General features: G+C 30.3%; 12 protein-coding genes. 11 read left to right on the top strand and 1 reads right to left on the bottom strand.

Annotation, left to right across the window (positions count from 1 at the left end):
- The 11 genes from VRU49_RS00700 to VRU49_RS00750 are packed head-to-tail and all read left to right on the top strand — an operon-like array spanning position 1 to position 10748.
- Complete coding sequence (locus VRU49_RS00700; RefSeq protein WP_330144849.1) at positions 1–720, top strand: FkbM family methyltransferase; 720 nt, start codon at positions 1–3, stop codon at positions 718–720.
- On the top strand, positions 711–1949 hold the full coding sequence (locus VRU49_RS00705) for a glycosyltransferase family protein (protein WP_330144850.1): 1239 nt from the start codon (positions 711–713) through the stop codon (positions 1947–1949). The genes VRU49_RS00700 and VRU49_RS00705 overlap by 10 nt, the downstream gene beginning before the upstream one ends.
- Positions 1946–3022: an acyltransferase family protein gene (locus VRU49_RS00710; RefSeq protein WP_330144851.1), complete on the top strand. Its 1077-nt coding sequence runs from the start codon at positions 1946–1948 to the stop codon at positions 3020–3022. The genes VRU49_RS00705 and VRU49_RS00710 overlap by 4 nt, the downstream gene beginning before the upstream one ends.
- Positions 3019–4311, top strand: a complete 1293-nt coding sequence (locus VRU49_RS00715; RefSeq protein WP_330144852.1) for a glycosyltransferase — start codon at positions 3019–3021, stop codon at positions 4309–4311. Before VRU49_RS00710 ends, VRU49_RS00715 begins: the two co-directional genes overlap by 4 nt.
- A 39-nt stretch (positions 4312–4350) precedes the next feature.
- Positions 4351–5502: a glycosyltransferase family 4 protein gene (locus VRU49_RS00720; protein WP_330144853.1), complete on the top strand. Its 1152-nt coding sequence runs from the start codon at positions 4351–4353 to the stop codon at positions 5500–5502.
- A complete protein-coding gene (locus tag VRU49_RS00725; protein WP_330144854.1) occupies positions 5499–6923 on the top strand; it encodes an exosortase Y-associated Wzy-like protein in 1425 nt (474 codons plus the stop codon). The genes VRU49_RS00720 and VRU49_RS00725 overlap by 4 nt, the downstream gene beginning before the upstream one ends.
- Positions 6923–8092, top strand: a complete 1170-nt coding sequence (locus VRU49_RS00730; protein ID WP_330144855.1) for an XrtY-associated glycosyltransferase XYAG1 — start codon at positions 6923–6925, stop codon at positions 8090–8092. Before VRU49_RS00725 ends, VRU49_RS00730 begins: the two co-directional genes overlap by 1 nt.
- Positions 8079–8702 carry a class I SAM-dependent methyltransferase gene (locus VRU49_RS00735; protein ID WP_330144856.1) on the top strand — a complete coding sequence of 208 codons (624 nt, stop codon included), beginning with the start codon at positions 8079–8081 and terminating at the stop codon, positions 8700–8702. Before VRU49_RS00730 ends, VRU49_RS00735 begins: the two co-directional genes overlap by 14 nt.
- A 2-nt stretch (positions 8703–8704) precedes the next feature.
- Positions 8705–9565: a glycosyltransferase family 2 protein gene (locus VRU49_RS00740; RefSeq protein ID WP_330144857.1), complete on the top strand. Its 861-nt coding sequence runs from the start codon at positions 8705–8707 to the stop codon at positions 9563–9565.
- A 36-nt stretch (positions 9566–9601) separates the two neighbouring features.
- Positions 9602–10186, top strand: a complete 585-nt coding sequence (xrtY, locus tag VRU49_RS00745; RefSeq protein ID WP_330144858.1) for an exosortase Y — start codon at positions 9602–9604, stop codon at positions 10184–10186.
- The gene (locus tag VRU49_RS00750) at positions 10179–10748 is read left to right on the top strand and encodes a WcaF family extracellular polysaccharide biosynthesis acetyltransferase (RefSeq protein WP_330144859.1); all 570 of its coding nucleotides are present in this window, start codon (positions 10179–10181) and stop codon (positions 10746–10748) included. Before xrtY ends, VRU49_RS00750 begins: the two co-directional genes overlap by 8 nt.
- Before the next feature lie 35 nt (positions 10749–10783).
- Here VRU49_RS00750 and VRU49_RS00755 read toward each other — a convergent pair whose 3' ends face one another.
- A complete protein-coding gene (locus VRU49_RS00755) occupies positions 10784–17902 on the bottom strand; it encodes a DUF2341 domain-containing protein (RefSeq protein WP_330144860.1) in 7119 nt (2372 codons plus the stop codon).
- Positions 17903–17999: the final 97 nt, after the last annotated feature.

Consider the following 17999-nt stretch of genomic DNA (forward strand, 5'->3'; position numbering starts at 1 on the left):
ATGTATAAATTGCTTAGAAAGTTTATCCCAAATGAATTTATTTATAAGATGAAGAGAAAAATGGGGGTTCCTGATCAAACCTCTTCGTTTTTAAGATTAAAGAAACTGGGCTTCTCACCAACCACTGTTTTAGACATTGGTGCGTATGAAGGCAAATGGGCATTAGAATTTTCTAAACTTTTTCCAGAAGCCAATATACTCATGATTGAAGGCCAAGAACAAAAAAGTAATCAGCTTCTTGAAATATCAAAAAAAATTAAAAACTCTTCGGTTAAAATTGCGCTACTAGGTTCGGAAAAGAAAGCTGTTGAATTTAACATCTACGAAACTGCAAGCTCCATATTTAAAGAAGACAATAATCCAACTACCATTACAGAAACTATTGAACTTCAGCTATTAGACGATATAATCACAAACTCTACCTTCGAAAAATGTGACTTTATAAAACTAGATACACAAGGAGCGGAATTAGAGATATTAAAGGGCGGATCATTAGCCTTAAGCCATGCAGAAGTTGTATTAATGGAAGTTTCTATGCTGGGTATCTATAAAAATGCCCCATTAGTTGATGAAGTAATACAATTTATGAAATCCAAAAACTTTGTCTTATATGATATTTGCTCTATTATGAGGCGACCATATGATGATGCATTATTCCAATCAGACTTTCTTTTTGTTAAGGAAAATCATTTTTTAAGGAACTCCACCAGATGGCAATAGAGTTTAAAAAGATAGTATTAATAACCTCAGGGCAACCTTCACTTAACCCGAGAATTGTAAAAGAGGCTGATGCATTAGCAGAAGTAGGCTATGATGTTACCGTTATTTATCAGTTTTGGAATAATTGGGCAACCCAACTAGACCAACAATTATTAGCTAAAAAGAAATGGAAAGCAATAAGAGTTGGTGGTGACCCTGTTACTGAAAAATTTATTTATTGGAAGACCAGAGTTCAATATAAAATATATCAAAAACTATTGGGATTAATTGGTCTAAACTATAAAACTTCAATTGGTGCCATTGGTCGTTGTACTAAATTATTGATAAAAGAAGCTCTAAAAACGCCAGCAGAAATATACATTGCTCATAATCTATCGGCCTTGCCCGCAGCAGTAATTGCGGCTAAAAAAAATAATTGTAAATGTGGATTCGATGCAGAAGATTTTCATAGAAATGAAGTAACTAATGATAGTAATCATATAGATTTTAAACTTAAAAAATTTATTGAAGACCACTTTATAGATAAATTAGACTATTTAACCACCGCAAGTCCGTTAATTAGTGAAGCTTACCAACAACTTTATTCCAAAATAAACCCGGTTACTATTTTAAATGTATTTCCAAAAACAAATCTTCAATTAATAAAAGAAAGCTCGAATAGATTAAAATTATTTTGGTTTTCACAAACTATAGGAGAAGGCAGAGGGATAGAGCAAATCATTCTTGCAATTGGCCAATTAAATCATCAAACAATTGAACTACATTTACTTGGCAGTCATAGTTTAGAAATAAAAAGTAAATTTGAAGAAATAGCTCTGAAAAATAATCTGGATTTTACCCAATTATTTTTTCATAGCCCTATTTCCTCCGATCAGCTAATTCCATTTGCTTCACAATTTGATATTGGCATTGCGTCGGAAATCTCAACACCATGGAATAGGAATATATGTTTAACCAATAAAATATTTACCTATATAAATGCTGGATTAGGTGTATTAGCATCTGATACCCTGGCACAGAAAAAACTATTAGAAGATTATCCTGGGATGGGCTTTATTTACAATAAAAATGAAATATCGACCTTAATAAATTGTTTAAACACCTATATAAATCAACCAGAAGTTTTAAAAAACCAAAAAAAACAAGCCCTATCATATTGCAATAACCATTTAAATTGGGAAATTGAAAAGGAGAAATTTTTAAACATTATTAAAGTAGCCATAAGTTGAACATTAATTTAAAAGCTTTAGAAGGAATTAGAGGTTTAGCTGCATTATATGTTTTAATACATCATAGTAGGACAGCTTTAACTCAATCTTATAATTTAGGTTTAAAATTATATCCTGAACAATATGAATGGTATGATAAATTAATGGTTTATTTCTTTAGTCTATTTAAATTTGGGCATGAAGCCGTAATCGTATTTTTTGTTTTAAGTGGTTTTGTAATTCATTTAAAGCAAACTAAACCAAGCTATTACTATCCAAATTTTAATTGGAAAAATTACTTCAAAAAAAGATTAATAAGAATTTATCCTCCATTTCTGGTATCAATGATATTATGTGTTTTGTGCGATTATGTACTTACCTTGATTGATTCAGTAGAATTTGCTGGAATTTTCGACAAATACACCATTAATTCATTAATAAATAACCTTTTACTGATACCTGGAACAGAACCATGGGGCTATAACTACCCTTCTTGGAGTTTAAAACATGAATGGGTGTTCTATATTCTTTATCCATTTGTGCTTTATTTAAACCATAACAATTTTAAAATAACAATTTTAATAATTTTAGGTCTGTACATTAGCTACTTACTTGGCTATTCTATTCCATTTTTTGGAGAAGTAGCCTATACTTTTGTTGTTTGGAACATTGGCGTTTTAATCGCCATATTTTACAATAAAAAATATTTTAAATATTTCCCATTGTTAATAATTACATCAGTTATATATATTCCTATTTATTCGCGAGTTGATGAATATGCTATAAAAGATGTCCTATTTGGGTTAGTAATAGCAGGCATTTTTAGCTTTATTCTCGTTACTAAAAACAAGCTTATTCTTAATTCTTTAAACAAATTAACCTGGTTAGGTGCATTCTCCTACTCCATTTACATTTTACATTATCCTTTATTAAATTTATACCAATCTTTATTTTATTATATTAATCACACCAATAAATTGCCGTATCATTTATGGCATGTAGTTATATTTACATTAATTAGTTTACCACTTATTTATTTTATTTATTACTTCACCGAAAGGTTTGCTATTAATTATAAAAAAACGCTGAGTTGAAAAAAGTACTGATCATTTCGCCGCATTTCCCTCCTACCAATAGCGCTGACATGCAGCGAATTAGAATGAGCCTTCCATATTTCAAAGATTATAATTGGGAAGCCCAAGTGGTTACTGTTGAAGAAATTTATGTGGATATGGTAAAAGATGAACTATTATTAGATTCAGTCCCAAACTATATTAAGATACATAAAGTACCAGCATTTTCTAAAAAATGGACCCGTAAAATTGGACTTGGCAGTTTAGCTTTACGCTCTATGTGGTTTTATAAGAATAAGGTAAACCAAATACTATCGACAGAAAATTTTGATTTAATCTACTTTTCTACAACAGAATTCCCATTATGTATTTTAGGTGCTTATTGGAAAAAAAAGTTCAATATTCCATACGTAATTGATATGCAAGACCCTTGGCACAATGAATACTACAATAATAAACCACGATCGCAGCGACCTAAAAAACATTGGTTCTCATACCGACTACATAAATTTTTAGAACCTATTGCCATGAAAAAAGTGGATGGAATAATTAGTGTATCTAAAAAATATATTGATGTATTGCAACTGAGGTACCCACACATTAATGAGATTCCAAAAGGTGTAATTACTTTTGGAGCAAATGATTTAGATTTTAAAATTGCAGAAAAGAGAGCAGAAGAATTTCAATTGAAATATAAGAAAGCTGAAAATTTCATAAATCTGGTTTACGTTGGAAGAGGTGGTTTTGACATGCAATATGCCTTGAAAATATTATTTAAAGCATTTAAAACTGGATTAACATTAAATTTTGAACTATTTAATAAAATTAGGTTCTACTTTATTGGCACAAGTTATGCTCCTAAAAATCAAGGCATACCTACCATAAGTCCGATTGCAAAGGAGCTAAATGTAGAAAAATACGTATCAGAAAGCACTGATAGAATTGGTTTTTATGAAAGCCTTCATCAACTAAAAAATGCTGACGGACTTATAATTTTGGGCTCTAATGACATAGGCTATACCGCGTCTAAACTATATCCCTATATTATGGCTAAAAAACATCTCTTAGGCATATTTAATAACCAAAGCAGCGCAGCGCATATTATGAAAGATTGTGATGCAGGCAATTTAATAACCTTTAATTTGGACAAAAAAGCAATATACAATCAGCTTTTAAACTACTTATTAAAAATTAATGAACAACAACCAGTAGAAATAAATTTTGAAAAATTTGAGCCCTATACTGCAGACTATATGACCAAATTGCAAACAAATTTATTTAATGAAGTAATTAAATATTCCGAAATTTAAGTTTAACTTAAAGATCTGCCTAAAAATCAAACTCACTTTATGAAGAAAAAACTAGCTATAATAAATACGCATCCCATACAGTACTATGCACCTTTATTTAAGCTAATAAACGAGTTAGATGAAATAGATTTAAAAGTTTTTTATACGGGAGGAAATAATAATTTTAACCTACATGATAAAGGATTTAACACAACCATTGCCTGGGATATTCCTTTACTGGAAGGTTATAATTATTTGTTTTTAGAAAACATTGCCAAACAACCAGGAACCCACCATTTTAATGGAATTATAAATAACGATTTAATAAATAAAATTGAAGAATTTAACCCAGATGTTATCTTAGTTTATGGTTGGGCATGGAAGAGTCACCTTAAAGTGATAAATTATTTTCATAGAAAAAAAGAGGTGTGGTTTAGAGGTGATAGTACGTTACTTAACGAAACCAATTTTATAAAAAGTTTTATCAAAAATATTTTCCTTAAGCGTATTTATAAAAAAATAAATAAAGCATTTTATGTGGGGCTTAACAATTGGAACTACTTTAAGGAATACGGAATAAAGGATAAAAATTTAGTTTGGATGCCTCATGCTATAGATAATAAAAGATTTTCTACCAAAGACGAATTAAAAATAAGTGATTTAAAAGAACAACTTGGAGTAAAATCAACCGATACGGTAATTCTCTTTGCGGGTAAATTTGAAAATCAAAAAAATCCATTATTATTATTAGAAGCATTTAAAAAACTAAATATTCCGGATCAAAAATTAATTTTTGTTGGTAATGGTCCTTTAGAAAAACAAATGAAAAATAGCGCAAAAAACTATGCAAGCATAATATTTTTGCCTTTTCAGAACCAGACAAAAATGCCTTCAATTTATCAAATAGCAGATATTTATTGTTTACCATCAATAAGCGAAACATGGGGGCTTGCTATAAATGAGGCTATGGCCGCAAGCAAACCAATATTAGCATCAAATAAGGTAGGTTGTAGTGCAGATTTAATTAAAAATGGAGAAAATGGATATATATTCGAGTCTAACAATTTAAAAGATTTGACTAATAAATTATTAGATTTATCATCTAATAAAAACGAGTTAAGGGAAATGGGTAAAAAATCTTTCGAGATTATTCAAAATTATAGTTTTGATATACAAGCAAAATGCCTCCTCCAGGAAATAAATAAGATATGAGTCAGTTTGGATCTAAAAAAAGTGCGATTTTACCGTTATATATCCCGGTAATACTTTCCTATCTACTTATTTATACCCCAATCTTATCCTATTTTATTGCCTGGGCCGGGTCATTTTATATTTTTTATCATACTTGGTACTCCCCTTCTGCTTATTTCAAACAAGATTTGCCGTTTAGTAAGCAACTTATGCGTCCATTATTTTTAATTCAGTTAATTTTTGCTGGATTTATGGCCTGCACATCAATATTTTTTTTCTTGGATCATTTAGGCTACAGATACTTATCGAAATTAAACTTGGGCGACTCATTTCTCCAAAAAGAAAAAACCTTTTTTATTGCTGAATGCCAACGACTATCATTATTAGCACATGCTGCCTTAGTAACTGGTATTGTTATGTTTATAAATAAAGAAATAAAACCTCCAAAATATATCTTTATTGAAAGTAAAAATCAATTGATTAAAATAGCACTAATCATATATATACTTGGATTAATAGCTCAACAAATATCTGGGCTTAGTCAAGTAGCCCTTCCTTTAACCAACATAGGTATTAGTTGTGCTGCCGTATTGTTTTTGAGAGGAATTTTAAACAAAAACATTGTGCATATTTCTATAGGTGCGAGTATTTTCTTTAGTAATTTTATTAGCGCCTCTTTATCAGGCTACAAAGAGCCAATTATCGTGAATATAATTATATTGGCGATTATATTTTATCCTTATTATAAAAGGATAATTTTATTTCTCTCTGTTCCGGTAATGTATATTATTTTTTACTTTTTACCTTCCTACAATGCCATTGTAAGGACATCGTGGTCAGGCGAAATATCAGCAGAAACTGCACAAGCACAGGCATTTGAAACCTTAATTGGAAATGAAAACGAAGAGGAGATAGCGGAAACCAACTGGAGCTTTTTAACAAACAGATTTAGTGAAATGAGTATGTTTACCGAATTTGTTCAGTATGTACCAGAAAAAAGAGACTTCTATGGATGGGAAATTTTTAACCAATCTGTTTTAGTTTTAGTTCCAAGGGTTTTTTGGCCTGAAAAACCAAATATTGAAGAAATATCAATGGAGCGTGTTTATGAGGCAGGTGTTGCAAACAGACTATCGAGTGTATCTGCTAAAACTAGACCTGTTGTTGATGCTTATTTAAGTTGGGGAACATTTGGCGTATTTTTCTTCTTATTAGCTTATGGAATTTTAGTACAAGCCGTATGTAATAGAGCTGAAAAAATGTTTGGTGGTTACGAATTGGGCTGTATAATTATTTTTAATAGTTTATTCCAGAATTTATGGAGAGGTAATAATTTTGAATTTATGTTTAATAATATTTTTTATGCCTATTTAATCATGTGGTTTTTATGGTGGATTTTCAAAATATTATTGATTTTAGTACCCAATCCAAATTATAGATAGTGAAGATAATTCATATAAATGCTTCTTACAAACCTGCATGGGTATATGGTGGCCCAACTATGTCGGTTGCAAAATTATGTGAATCATTAGCCTTAAAAAACATTGAAATTGAAGTTTTAACTACCCTTGCAAACGGAGAAAATGAATTATACTTTACGCCAAAAAAGTCACAAGAAATAGATGGTGTGAGAGTAACCTATTTTAAAAGATTAACAAAAGATCATTCACATTTCTCCCCGTCATTATATTTATCGCTTTACCAAAAAATAAAAAAAGAAAAAAAAACCATTGTACATATTCATGCCTGGTGGAATTTAATTTCAATTTTTAGTTGCTTAATTGCATTAATGATGAAAGCATCTGTGATAGTCTCACCTCGGGGGATGATTACCAAATATTCACAAAACAACCGGCATAAATTTATAAAATCATTATTTCATAACCTACTTGGCAAGTTTCTTTTGCAAAGATGCTATGTTCATGTAACCAGCGAATTAGAAAAGCAAGATATTTTAGAAATTGTTGTTCCTAAAAGTATTCATATAATAAGTAACATTGTTGAACTTCCTTTAACTAAGGATTTAGAAAAAATTACTAATAATTCTAAATTAAATGTAAAGAACCCCTATAAAATTCTCTTTTTATCAAGGATTGAAGAAAAAAAGGGATTAGAATTATTATTTGAAGCATTAGCTAAATTTAAGGAAAATTGGAGCCTTTCTATAGCTGGTAGTGGCACCAATATTTATATTGATTCTCTAGTACAATTATCAATTAATTTGAATATAGACTCTAAAATAAATTGGATTGGGCAAATTAGTAACGACCAAAAATTTAAGGTATTAGCCAATCATAATTTATTAGCATTAACATCTTATAATGAAAACTTTGCAAATGTTGTTATAGAAAGTTTAAGCGTTGGCACTCCAGTTTTAATCTCAAATAAAACAGGACTTTATAGTTATGTGCGCGATAAAAACTTAGGTTGGGTTTGTGAATTAAATAGCAACCATATTCTTAGCCAATTACAAAATTCTTTTAATGATTTTGAAAAAAGGCAAAGAATTAAAAATACTGCTCCAGAAATTATTTCAAATGACTATAATTCTAGTAGATTAACTAATTACTATCTTGCAATGTACAATACAATCATAAATGACCGTATATAAGGATTACATTTTTAATCATTCAATGCCTACATATGTGCATAGCTACATAGCTGAGCCCATTATAAAACTGTTAGATCATACCAAAAATAAAAACATATTAGATTTAGGTTGTGGCAATGGTGCTTTGGTAAAGAGGTTAGTTAATTTAGATTTTAATGCTTTCGGAACAGATGCTTCTACCACTGGAATTGAAAAAGCTTCTGAGTTCTCTAATGAAAGATTTGCCCTTCAAGATTTATCGGCAGATGAACTTCCTGAGAAGTTTAAAAATTTAAAATTCGATACAATTATATCTACAGAAGTAATTGAACATCTTTATGATCCTAAATCATTTATAAAATTTTGCAAGAAGCATCTTAAAGATAATGGAGGTGGCGAACTTATAATTAGTACCCCTTACCATGGTTACCTTAAAAATTTAGTTATTGGTATATTAGGGAAATGGGATACCCATGCCAATCCCTTATGGGACGGCGGACATATAAAGTTTTGGTCAAAAAGATCGATTTATAAACTATTAGAAAGTGAAGGATTTGAAGTGATTAATTTTGTTGGCTGTGGCAGACTACCCTTTTTTTGGAAATCAATGATCATTAAAGCAAAAATATAATAGTGGAGCAATATTTCAGTTTTATAATACTTACTTATAATGAAGAAATTCATCTTCCTAGATTATTAAACTCAATAAATGGGTTAAATGCTCCTATTTATGTTTTAGACTCTGGTAGTACTGATAAAACTGTAGAAATTGCTCAAAAATTTGATGCAGAAGTTAAAATAAATCCATTTATAAATCACCCGAAACAATGGGAGTTTGCTTTAAATAATTTTAAAATTAATACGCCTTGGACTATTGGATTAGATGCGGATCAAATCATTTCCCCAGAATTATTTGAATTACTCAAAAATTTTGACCCTTTGTTGTATCAAGATGTTGATGGTATTTATTTTAATAGAAAAAATTTCTTTAGAGGGAAATGGATAAGATTTGGAGGTATGTATCCAAAATACTTATTAAAGATGTTTAAAACGGGTGTTGGATACTCGGATATAAACGAAAATATGGATCATAGATTTATTACTCCAGGAAAAAAAATAATTTGGAAGAAAGGTCATATCCTAGAAGAAAATCTAAAAGAAAATGAAATCCGATTTTGGATAGATAAACACAATAAGTATAGTGATTTAGTAGCCATAGAAGAAGTTGAAAGATTACAAAACATTAGGTCACAAACTAATAATAGAAACCTATTTGGCTCTCCGGATGAACGTATGGCTTTCTTAAAGTCTATTTGGTGGAAACTACCACTTGGATGGAGACCATTTTTTTATTTTTTCTACAGAATGATTCTACAACTTGGGATTTTAGATGGTAAAACTGGTATTATGTTTCATTTTCTGCAAGGATTTTGGTTTAGAACAATTGTTGATATAAAAATTGATGAAATAAAGCGTAAAATTGTAAATCCATAAAAGTTTCTAAATTTTTTACCTAAACTGATAAAATTTATGAATACGCAGCTTCCTAAAAATAAAGAAATTAACCAAGTAAAATTTATTATTTTATTTCTTTCGATTTATATTATTTTAAGTCAAGGCAATTTATTCATGAATAGCGTATTATCTCCAGACGGGAAATACTTTAACGCTTTTATGTATGATAATTTAAATTACATACAATGGTTAAGAAATTTACTAATTGCACCTTCAGATTATATATTACATTTATTTGGTTATGAAACCATAACATCTAATCATGAAATTCTTATAATTGGAGGAATAAAATTGAATATCAATTATTCCTGTCTTGGTTTAGGTGTAATGAGTTTTATAATTGCATTTATAATTGCATTTCCCGTTCATGTAAAAAACAAGTGGAGAGTAGCATTAAAACTATGTTTCCTTGTTTATTTATTAAACATTGTAAGAATAACGCTGTTAGGCGCAATATTTACTTCATTCCCTAATCAGAAACTAAATTTAAAATACCACCACGAAATATTTAATATTATCATTTATCTTGTAATAATTTATATTCTTTATAAGTGGGTGAAAAAATATTTAATTTCTTCAAACAAGTCGAATAATGGATAATCAGAATTCAAATTTTAATTTTAAAGTTAATCTTAAAAAGAATTTTGATACAGGAAGCTATACACCAGGCGCTTCTAAATTAAAACAAGCTTTATGGCACCTTACAAATAGTATTTTCTTTAAATCTAAACTAATACCCTTTAGTAGCATTTTAGTATGTATATTAAAAATATATGGTGCTAAAATTGGGAAAGAAGTTAGAATAAAGCCTGGCTTTCAGGTTAAATTTCCATGGCGATTAGTTATTGAAGATAATGCGTGGATTGCTGAATGTTTGATAGAAAACTTAGACAATGTTACTATTGGTGCAAATTGTTGTATTTCGCAACAAGCTTTGCTAATTACAGGAAACCATAATTATAAATCAGAACGGTTTGATTTAATTGTAAAACCCATTATTTTAAAAGAAGGTTCTTGGGTGGGTGCCGGATCTATTGTTTGTCCAGGGGTAACTTTAGAATCACATGCCGTATTAACATCTGGAAGTGTAGCAACTGAAAATTTAGAAGCATTTAGCATTTATCAAGGTAATCCGGCAAAAAAAATACGCAATAGAATATAAGTAAAAGCTTCTTAAATTCTATTGCGCTTAATATTTTATTGTTTGAAAAATTTACCCTTCCCGATTAATTTTTTAGAACTATCATTCTTTCTTAATTCCATATAATAGAAACCTTCTGAAAATTCTGAAATATCTATTTTAATCGCAGTATTCTTATTGAAGTTATTAGATTTCATTAATTTACCAGACAAATTAAATAAGCTAACCACCACATTTTCCTCTTGTGTAGCTAATTCTATATAGTCTTTGGCTGGATTAGGGTAAACCAACATTGAGCCATCAATAACCTCTTCTGTTTGCTTATTATAAACCGACTTAATAGGAGAATAATCAATTTCATTTTCAAATGAAACCATTTTTATTCTGAAATAAACAGTAGCATTAACTGGAGAGTTTATTGGATATTCGAAATTATAAGAATTACCAATAACAGAACTGCTTTTAGTTGGAATGTTTGCTAATGGTGTAAAATTAACTCCATCTAAGGATGTTTCTAATTCGAAATTCTTTATATAAATATCATTATTCGTTTTCCAATCTAAGACTGTCTTAAATCCTTGTTTTACGACATTAAAACTATTTAAATAACCTACAAATTTTAAATAATCGAAAACAAAAATTGGCAACAACAAATTATTGTCTTCATATTTTAGATTCAATCTATAATAATTAATTCCTTTTGGAGCAGATTCGTCTATAAAAGAATAGGCATTCTCCAATAAACCACCTTGAGTTTTTATAGAAGTAACTTCCGTAAATGTTTGCCCATTATTAGAACGCTCTAAAGAATAGCTTACCGCATTTTGTTCATGAGATGCGCTCCACTTTAAAGTAGCCTTCCCATTGCTCTTTTGAGCATTAAATGAAATAAGTTTAAATGGATAAAATTGGAATGATTTAATTGCAGAATATTCAGAACCACCATCCAAGTATTCAAATTTTAACCTATAATGATATAGTCCTGCTAATTGAGTAATATCTAAATACTTATAACTCCTTAATTCTGTTGAAGTATTATAAGCAGCGAAACTTGTTAATGGACTAAATGACGTACCATCATTAGATTTTTCTATTAAAATCCTTGATGTTCCATTTTCTATAGATGTAGCCCAATTTATTTGAACACCTAATGGTGAATTTGAAATTATAAAATCCTTTAAACTTACATTAGTTAAAATATGATCTATACTAACAATATTGGAAGTTTTTGTTGATTTATCTTCAAAGACTTCCTTAAGTCTATAATTTAATTTAGTATATCCAGGATTTACATCTGTAAAATTATAATTCAAATTCCCATTCTCAATTTGCGAAGGAATAGAACCTACTTTTATAAAGTTTATACCATCTATAGATCTTTCTATTTCGAAAGTAGTAGTTTCTTCATCGTTAAACGCTGTCCAAGCAACATTAACCCCATTTTCTCTTTTTGCTAAATCTAATTTTATAAACCTAGAACCTTTGGTGAAAATTTCAATGGCATTATTTAAACTAGAATCAGCATCAACATATACTAATTTTAATCTATAATAACTTTTTCCTTGAATTGGGCTATTATCAATTACTAAATAATCTTTTAAAGTACTAGAATTATTAGCTGCTGATATAGTTTTAATTCCTGCAAAATTAATACCATCAGTAGACCTTTGAACCTCAAAATAGGATGTATTGGTTTCTGTTGTTGTTTTCCAATTAATCTTTACATCGTTATTTTCCTGAATTACAGAAAAACTTTGAAGTTGTATCTTTTTAAAATTTATTTGTTTTATAACAGAATATAGTGGATCTGTATCACTTAATATTTGCTTAATTCTGTAATAATTAGTTCCATCAAATGGTTCATCATCAAAATAAGTGTATTTACCTAATTCATTTATAGCACCAATTAAAATATTTGAAATTGCAGTGAAATTAAGTCCATCAGATGAACGTTCTAAAGTAAATTGTTTTAAAGAAGCATTTTTTTCTATACTCCATGTTAATAAAACATCAGTCGCAGATTTATCTACAATAAACTCTTTAATATATGAATCTCTATAATTGTAGCTAATAACTTCCGAATAACTAGGTAAGGCATCAGAAAAATTAACTTTAATACGGTAATGAACCTTTCCTATTGGTGGATTAGCATCTTGAAATGCATATTGTGATGGATCTGATGATGTTCCCTTTCCTAGAACTTGACCTACATTAATAAAGTTAACCCCATCTAAAGAGCGTTCAACAGAAAAATTAACCGTATTAACTTCTGATACGGTTGACCAAGAAACATTTAATAATTGATTACTTCTACTAACTTTCAAATTATTAAACTCTACTGTTCTAAAAACGATAGTTATTGGATCTGAATAGGCAAAAGTTCCATCTGCATAAATTTGTTTAAGTCGATATACGTTTTGACCTTGAGCAGGTGTTTTGTGTAAATAAGTGTATTCTATTGGGCTGGTAGAAATTCCTGCCCCTTTTACTTCACCAATTTTTGAGAAGTTTGTCCCATCGACACTGGCTTCAATTTCAGTTTTTGTTGTAGTGGTTTCTGTAGCAGTAGTGAAGTTTAATTCTATATTTTTTACGTTCTGTTGACCAGAAAATTCACTTAAATTTAATTTTAAAGCTGGACCTTCTACGAATGAAATTTCGAATCTATTGGTTCCAAATGTTGAAGCAATAGTTTTATCAATATTAAATGAATAATTAGGGTTTGTAGATAAGTCTATTGTAGTGTTTAGATAATAATCTTTTAACATAGCTTTATATCTACCCAATGCTAGAAGATTCGTGAAATTTAAAGTATGATCTCCGCTTACAGAAGCATTTACAAGAAGTTTAAATTTGGTTTGACCACTTAATTCGGGTAGATAATTAATTGCTAAATTAACCCCATCTCCACTTCTAGTTCCTAAAATTACCGAGTTATTAGTTAAATATGGAATATCGTTATTATCTAAATTCTCCGAATAAGCATTCTTGAAAACCACCGCAGTTTCGTCTGAAGCATTTTGACTATTTTTTATATTAAAGTACATGATTACTGCTTGCTTTTCGGTAACCACAGGATCAGTACTCATACTTAAATTAGACATTAAACTCGGCTTATTATTTGGAGTAGTTAACAATCTAAGCGGTGCAGAGTTAATAGATTTATGACTTTCTCTGAATATTAAATTTGAAGTTCCAGCGGCTAATTTTTTAATATAAAACCCTTGACCAGGTTGAATATATTGCGCACTTTCTGGACTTCCAATTGCATTTACAACAACCGCTGGATCTGAACCTGATTTAGTTCGGGTCATAATTGCTCCTCCCGGTTGTATTATTCTGATCTGGTTTTCTATTATAGAAGAATTAGTTGCATAAACTAAATCCCAATCTATTGTAGCCGCATATGGATTACCAACCACATTAAATCCATTATTTGTATCTCCTGCATTATTTGAGTGCGTTATAGGGATACTTATTTCGCCTTGATTTAAAGGACCAGTAAAAGAAGCTGCAAAACTTTCTGGCACATAATCACTTAACAACTTTGTTGATGTTAATGCAGTTGCTGGTGTATAATTATCTCTATTTCCTCTATAAAAAAGGAAAAATGCAGACCCTGGCAATTCTACTGGCACCGTACCAGTAATTATATTAGTTATTTCGGAAAATTGACCTACATTTAATGCAGCAGGCTCATTATATTTTGTTAATGTAATTGCAAATGGACTAACACTATTTCCTGGATCAAAACCTCCATTCTCCTTTCCAGTAACCACCATATGTTCCTTTACTTGCTGAAAAATACTTCGTCCAGCTGCGCGCATTGTAGACTCATTGATAGCCGAAGAAACCATTCTTGTACCTCTTTTTCCAACGCCTCCTGTGAAATAATTTTCTACAGTCAAATTACCAGTAATTGTAGAGGCACCAGTTAAAGGAGCTACATTGGCAAAACTAATAGAATTAGATTTTAAGGTTACTACCGAATTATTTTGAACATTTAATTTTGCTCCTGATAATAATTTTAATCCTGTATGAATATTTAAGTTAGCACCGCTTATTGTTAATGTACCTGCAGCACTATTATTTACTTCCAAATTTCCAACTGAGCTTGTAGTTGCATTCCCATAATAATATTGATTTGCAGTACTTCCATTAAAATTAATTTTACCACTAGAGCCATTAATTACCCCATTGTCGTAAACATTACAAGCAATATTTAAAGCAAATCCATTTAAATTTATTTGCCCTCCGCTTTGAATATTTATAGCATTTAAAGTAACATCGGCAGACAAAACTGGTGCTTTACCTGAAGGAATTATCACTGAAACTAAACCAGAAGTGGCGGGCAATGTGGTTAAGTTGGTTGCATTAGAAGAAAAATTCCCAACACCATTAAAATTGTTATTTACATTGCCTTCAAAAGTAAAATACAAACCAGAATAAGCAGTTGCTAATGAAACTTCAGCTTGTAAATTTCCAATCGAAAGTATTGAAGGTAAAACTCCTGAATTGGTTGGGTTGTTTTGATTTTGATATTCAGATAATGCCCACGAAGCACTTCTAGCAGTTGCAGAAAGCCTAGGTTCGTCTATTATTCCATTAAAATAATGCATATTCCCACCTTCACCAACCCCTATATTTAGATTTATACCAATATTTGGTGCAGAAACTGCTGTTCTAACTTGCGCTGGTACACCATTTACATACATACTTAAAGTTGTGCCAGAATAAACCCCCATAACATGATACCAGGTATTGGCACTTACGGTTATTGCTGTTCCAGTTACGCCTGAAGAACCCGGTCTATTTGCATTTCCATTATTTTCATTTTCTGGCCTTCCATTATACAAACCCATTTTATAACCAGCATTTGAAGAATTTTGATTAGTTATTATTTTTTGATCAACGAGTGGTGAACTAGAGTTAATCCATGCCGATAAAGTATAATCCCCTGTAATATTAGTTGCTGAGTTTGGAGCAACTGCAATTTTCTGAGCTCCGTTAAAATTATATGCATTCAAAATTTTCCCTGAAACCAAATTGGATGCCGACATACTATTTGCAGTACCAATAAGTGCTAATGTAGTTGCATCTGTTGTAGTTCCACTATAAGAATTTTCATCAAAATGAAACACCGATCTAAAATCAGACCACGTATCAGAACTGTTGTTAACAGGAGGATTTGGATTACCAAACAACATTTTAACAACTAAATTAGAACTAGAAGAAACAGAAGGTAGATTTAGCCATGCCCATAGCTCTCCAGTTGCAGGATCATATTTTGCTATTTCATATTTTAATTTTTCACCAGTAAATAACTTAAATGATATGTCTTGTCCGGTTGGAGATAATACTTTACCAATATCTAAACTACCAGCGGTAATATCACAACTATTTGTATTTAATTTTAGATCTGGATCAATAATTTTAATTAAATAAGGAAAATTTGTTTGAGTTCCTGAAATAATATTAGAAGTATTTAGGGTTATATTTTTCCAATAAGCATATTCTTCTGTTTTAACATAATTAACATTCATAATTTCAGCAGAATTTAGCTGCCTATTATAAACGCTTATGTCATCAATTATTCCATTAAAATAATTACTTGTTGGTGCATTTTCCCAAGATGTTAAAGCATCATATCCAACCTTCCAATAACCTCCAAAAACTTCGGCTGTTGTGATTGCAGCATTTACACCTTGAAGTACTCCATCAACATATAATCTAATTCCTGCAGGACCAACACTACAAATTACATTATGCCAATTTCCATCATTATAAGAATTAGTTGTGGTTATAAGTTGACGAGTAGAGGAAACATAAACTCCAAATGCTAACTTTCCAGTATTGGTCATGTATAAATGTCGGTCATAAGAAGAACTTAAACCTATTTGAGATGAACCAAACCCAAAAATTCTCCCACCATTAGTGGTTGTAGTTTTTATCCATACACTATAGGTAAAAGTTTGTGGACCTGGCGATGCAATTAAGGTTGATGTAGATATATATTGATTTACACCATTAAAGCTGTAGGCGCTGTTTGGAATTCCAAATCTATCTTCTACGAGAGTAGGCCCATTTTGTAATGTACCATTATTAGAGTTTCCTGATGCATCATTAGCATTTCCTGAAAATGGATATGACAAACTAAAATCTGTTGGAACTGGACCTAATGTGCCTTGTTCCCCTTCCAATGCATCACTTAATATTTCTCTAAAAGCATACACTTTCCAAAAATAATTCTGACCACTTACTAATCCTGTTGCCGTTATTGTATTAATGTTTGGCCCAGTTGTGTTGTAAAGTGAATATGTATTTCCATCTGTTGAATAATATATAGAATACCCTAATTCGTCTACTTCATTATCTTGCCAATTAATTGTAATTCTATCGGTATCAATTGCGGAAAAGGTTAAATTACTTGGAGTTACAGGTTTTGAAGGGGTAAATATGAACCTCCTATTTGTAGTAGGTCTAGCGGTATGACTTGACTCCGTTGAATAACTAATAGATGGGCTTGAAACGTTATTACTAACAGAAATAAAATTATTGTTACCGGTTGCAGTTGCTGATAAACCAATTGATGCTGATCCAGAGCTAACATTGGCACTTTCTGGTCTATAGTGAAAAGTAATAGCTCCTGAAGCTTCATCTAGTGTTACTTGAAATGAAATTGAACCATTGTTACTACCAACAGATCTACTCCATTTAACATTTAAATATTGAATTTGGAAAATTCTGTTACCTATAGTTCCACTAGTTTTATAAGTAACTTTATTTGCAGTTAAAGCTAAATCGTCCCATAATGGCGCTATAACAGGCCTTACTGAACCCGTCTTTAAATTATTTGTACTACCATAACTACTTCCAGAAGGAATGGTTGTGCCTAGCATTAAATATCCGTTTGTAGCAGCTGAGATGGTGGTGTATTTTTCCCCTAAATACCAAAAATCAAATCCAATTGGAATATTATTATATGCTCCATTATCCACTGTACCAGCAGACAGCGTAGGTGTTGTTGCACTAGATAATAAGGTAAATGTGGTGGATGTAGAAGTGGAAAATGAATAATTAGTTAAACTCTGAGCAAATAATAACTGATTAAAAAATATTAAAAATCCCAAATATGAAAATTTGGATTTTAAGAGGTTAGATAAAATTTTTATCATGTATCATGTAGCAATAATATTACAAAAATATGTAAAAAGAAATTAAATGTTAGCAGAAAATATTCATTTTCAATTATTTAATTTATGAATAAAATCT

This window comes from Pedobacter flavus (assembly GCF_036324285.1).
Lineage (GTDB): Bacteria > Bacteroidota > Bacteroidia > Sphingobacteriales > Sphingobacteriaceae > Pedobacter > Pedobacter flavus.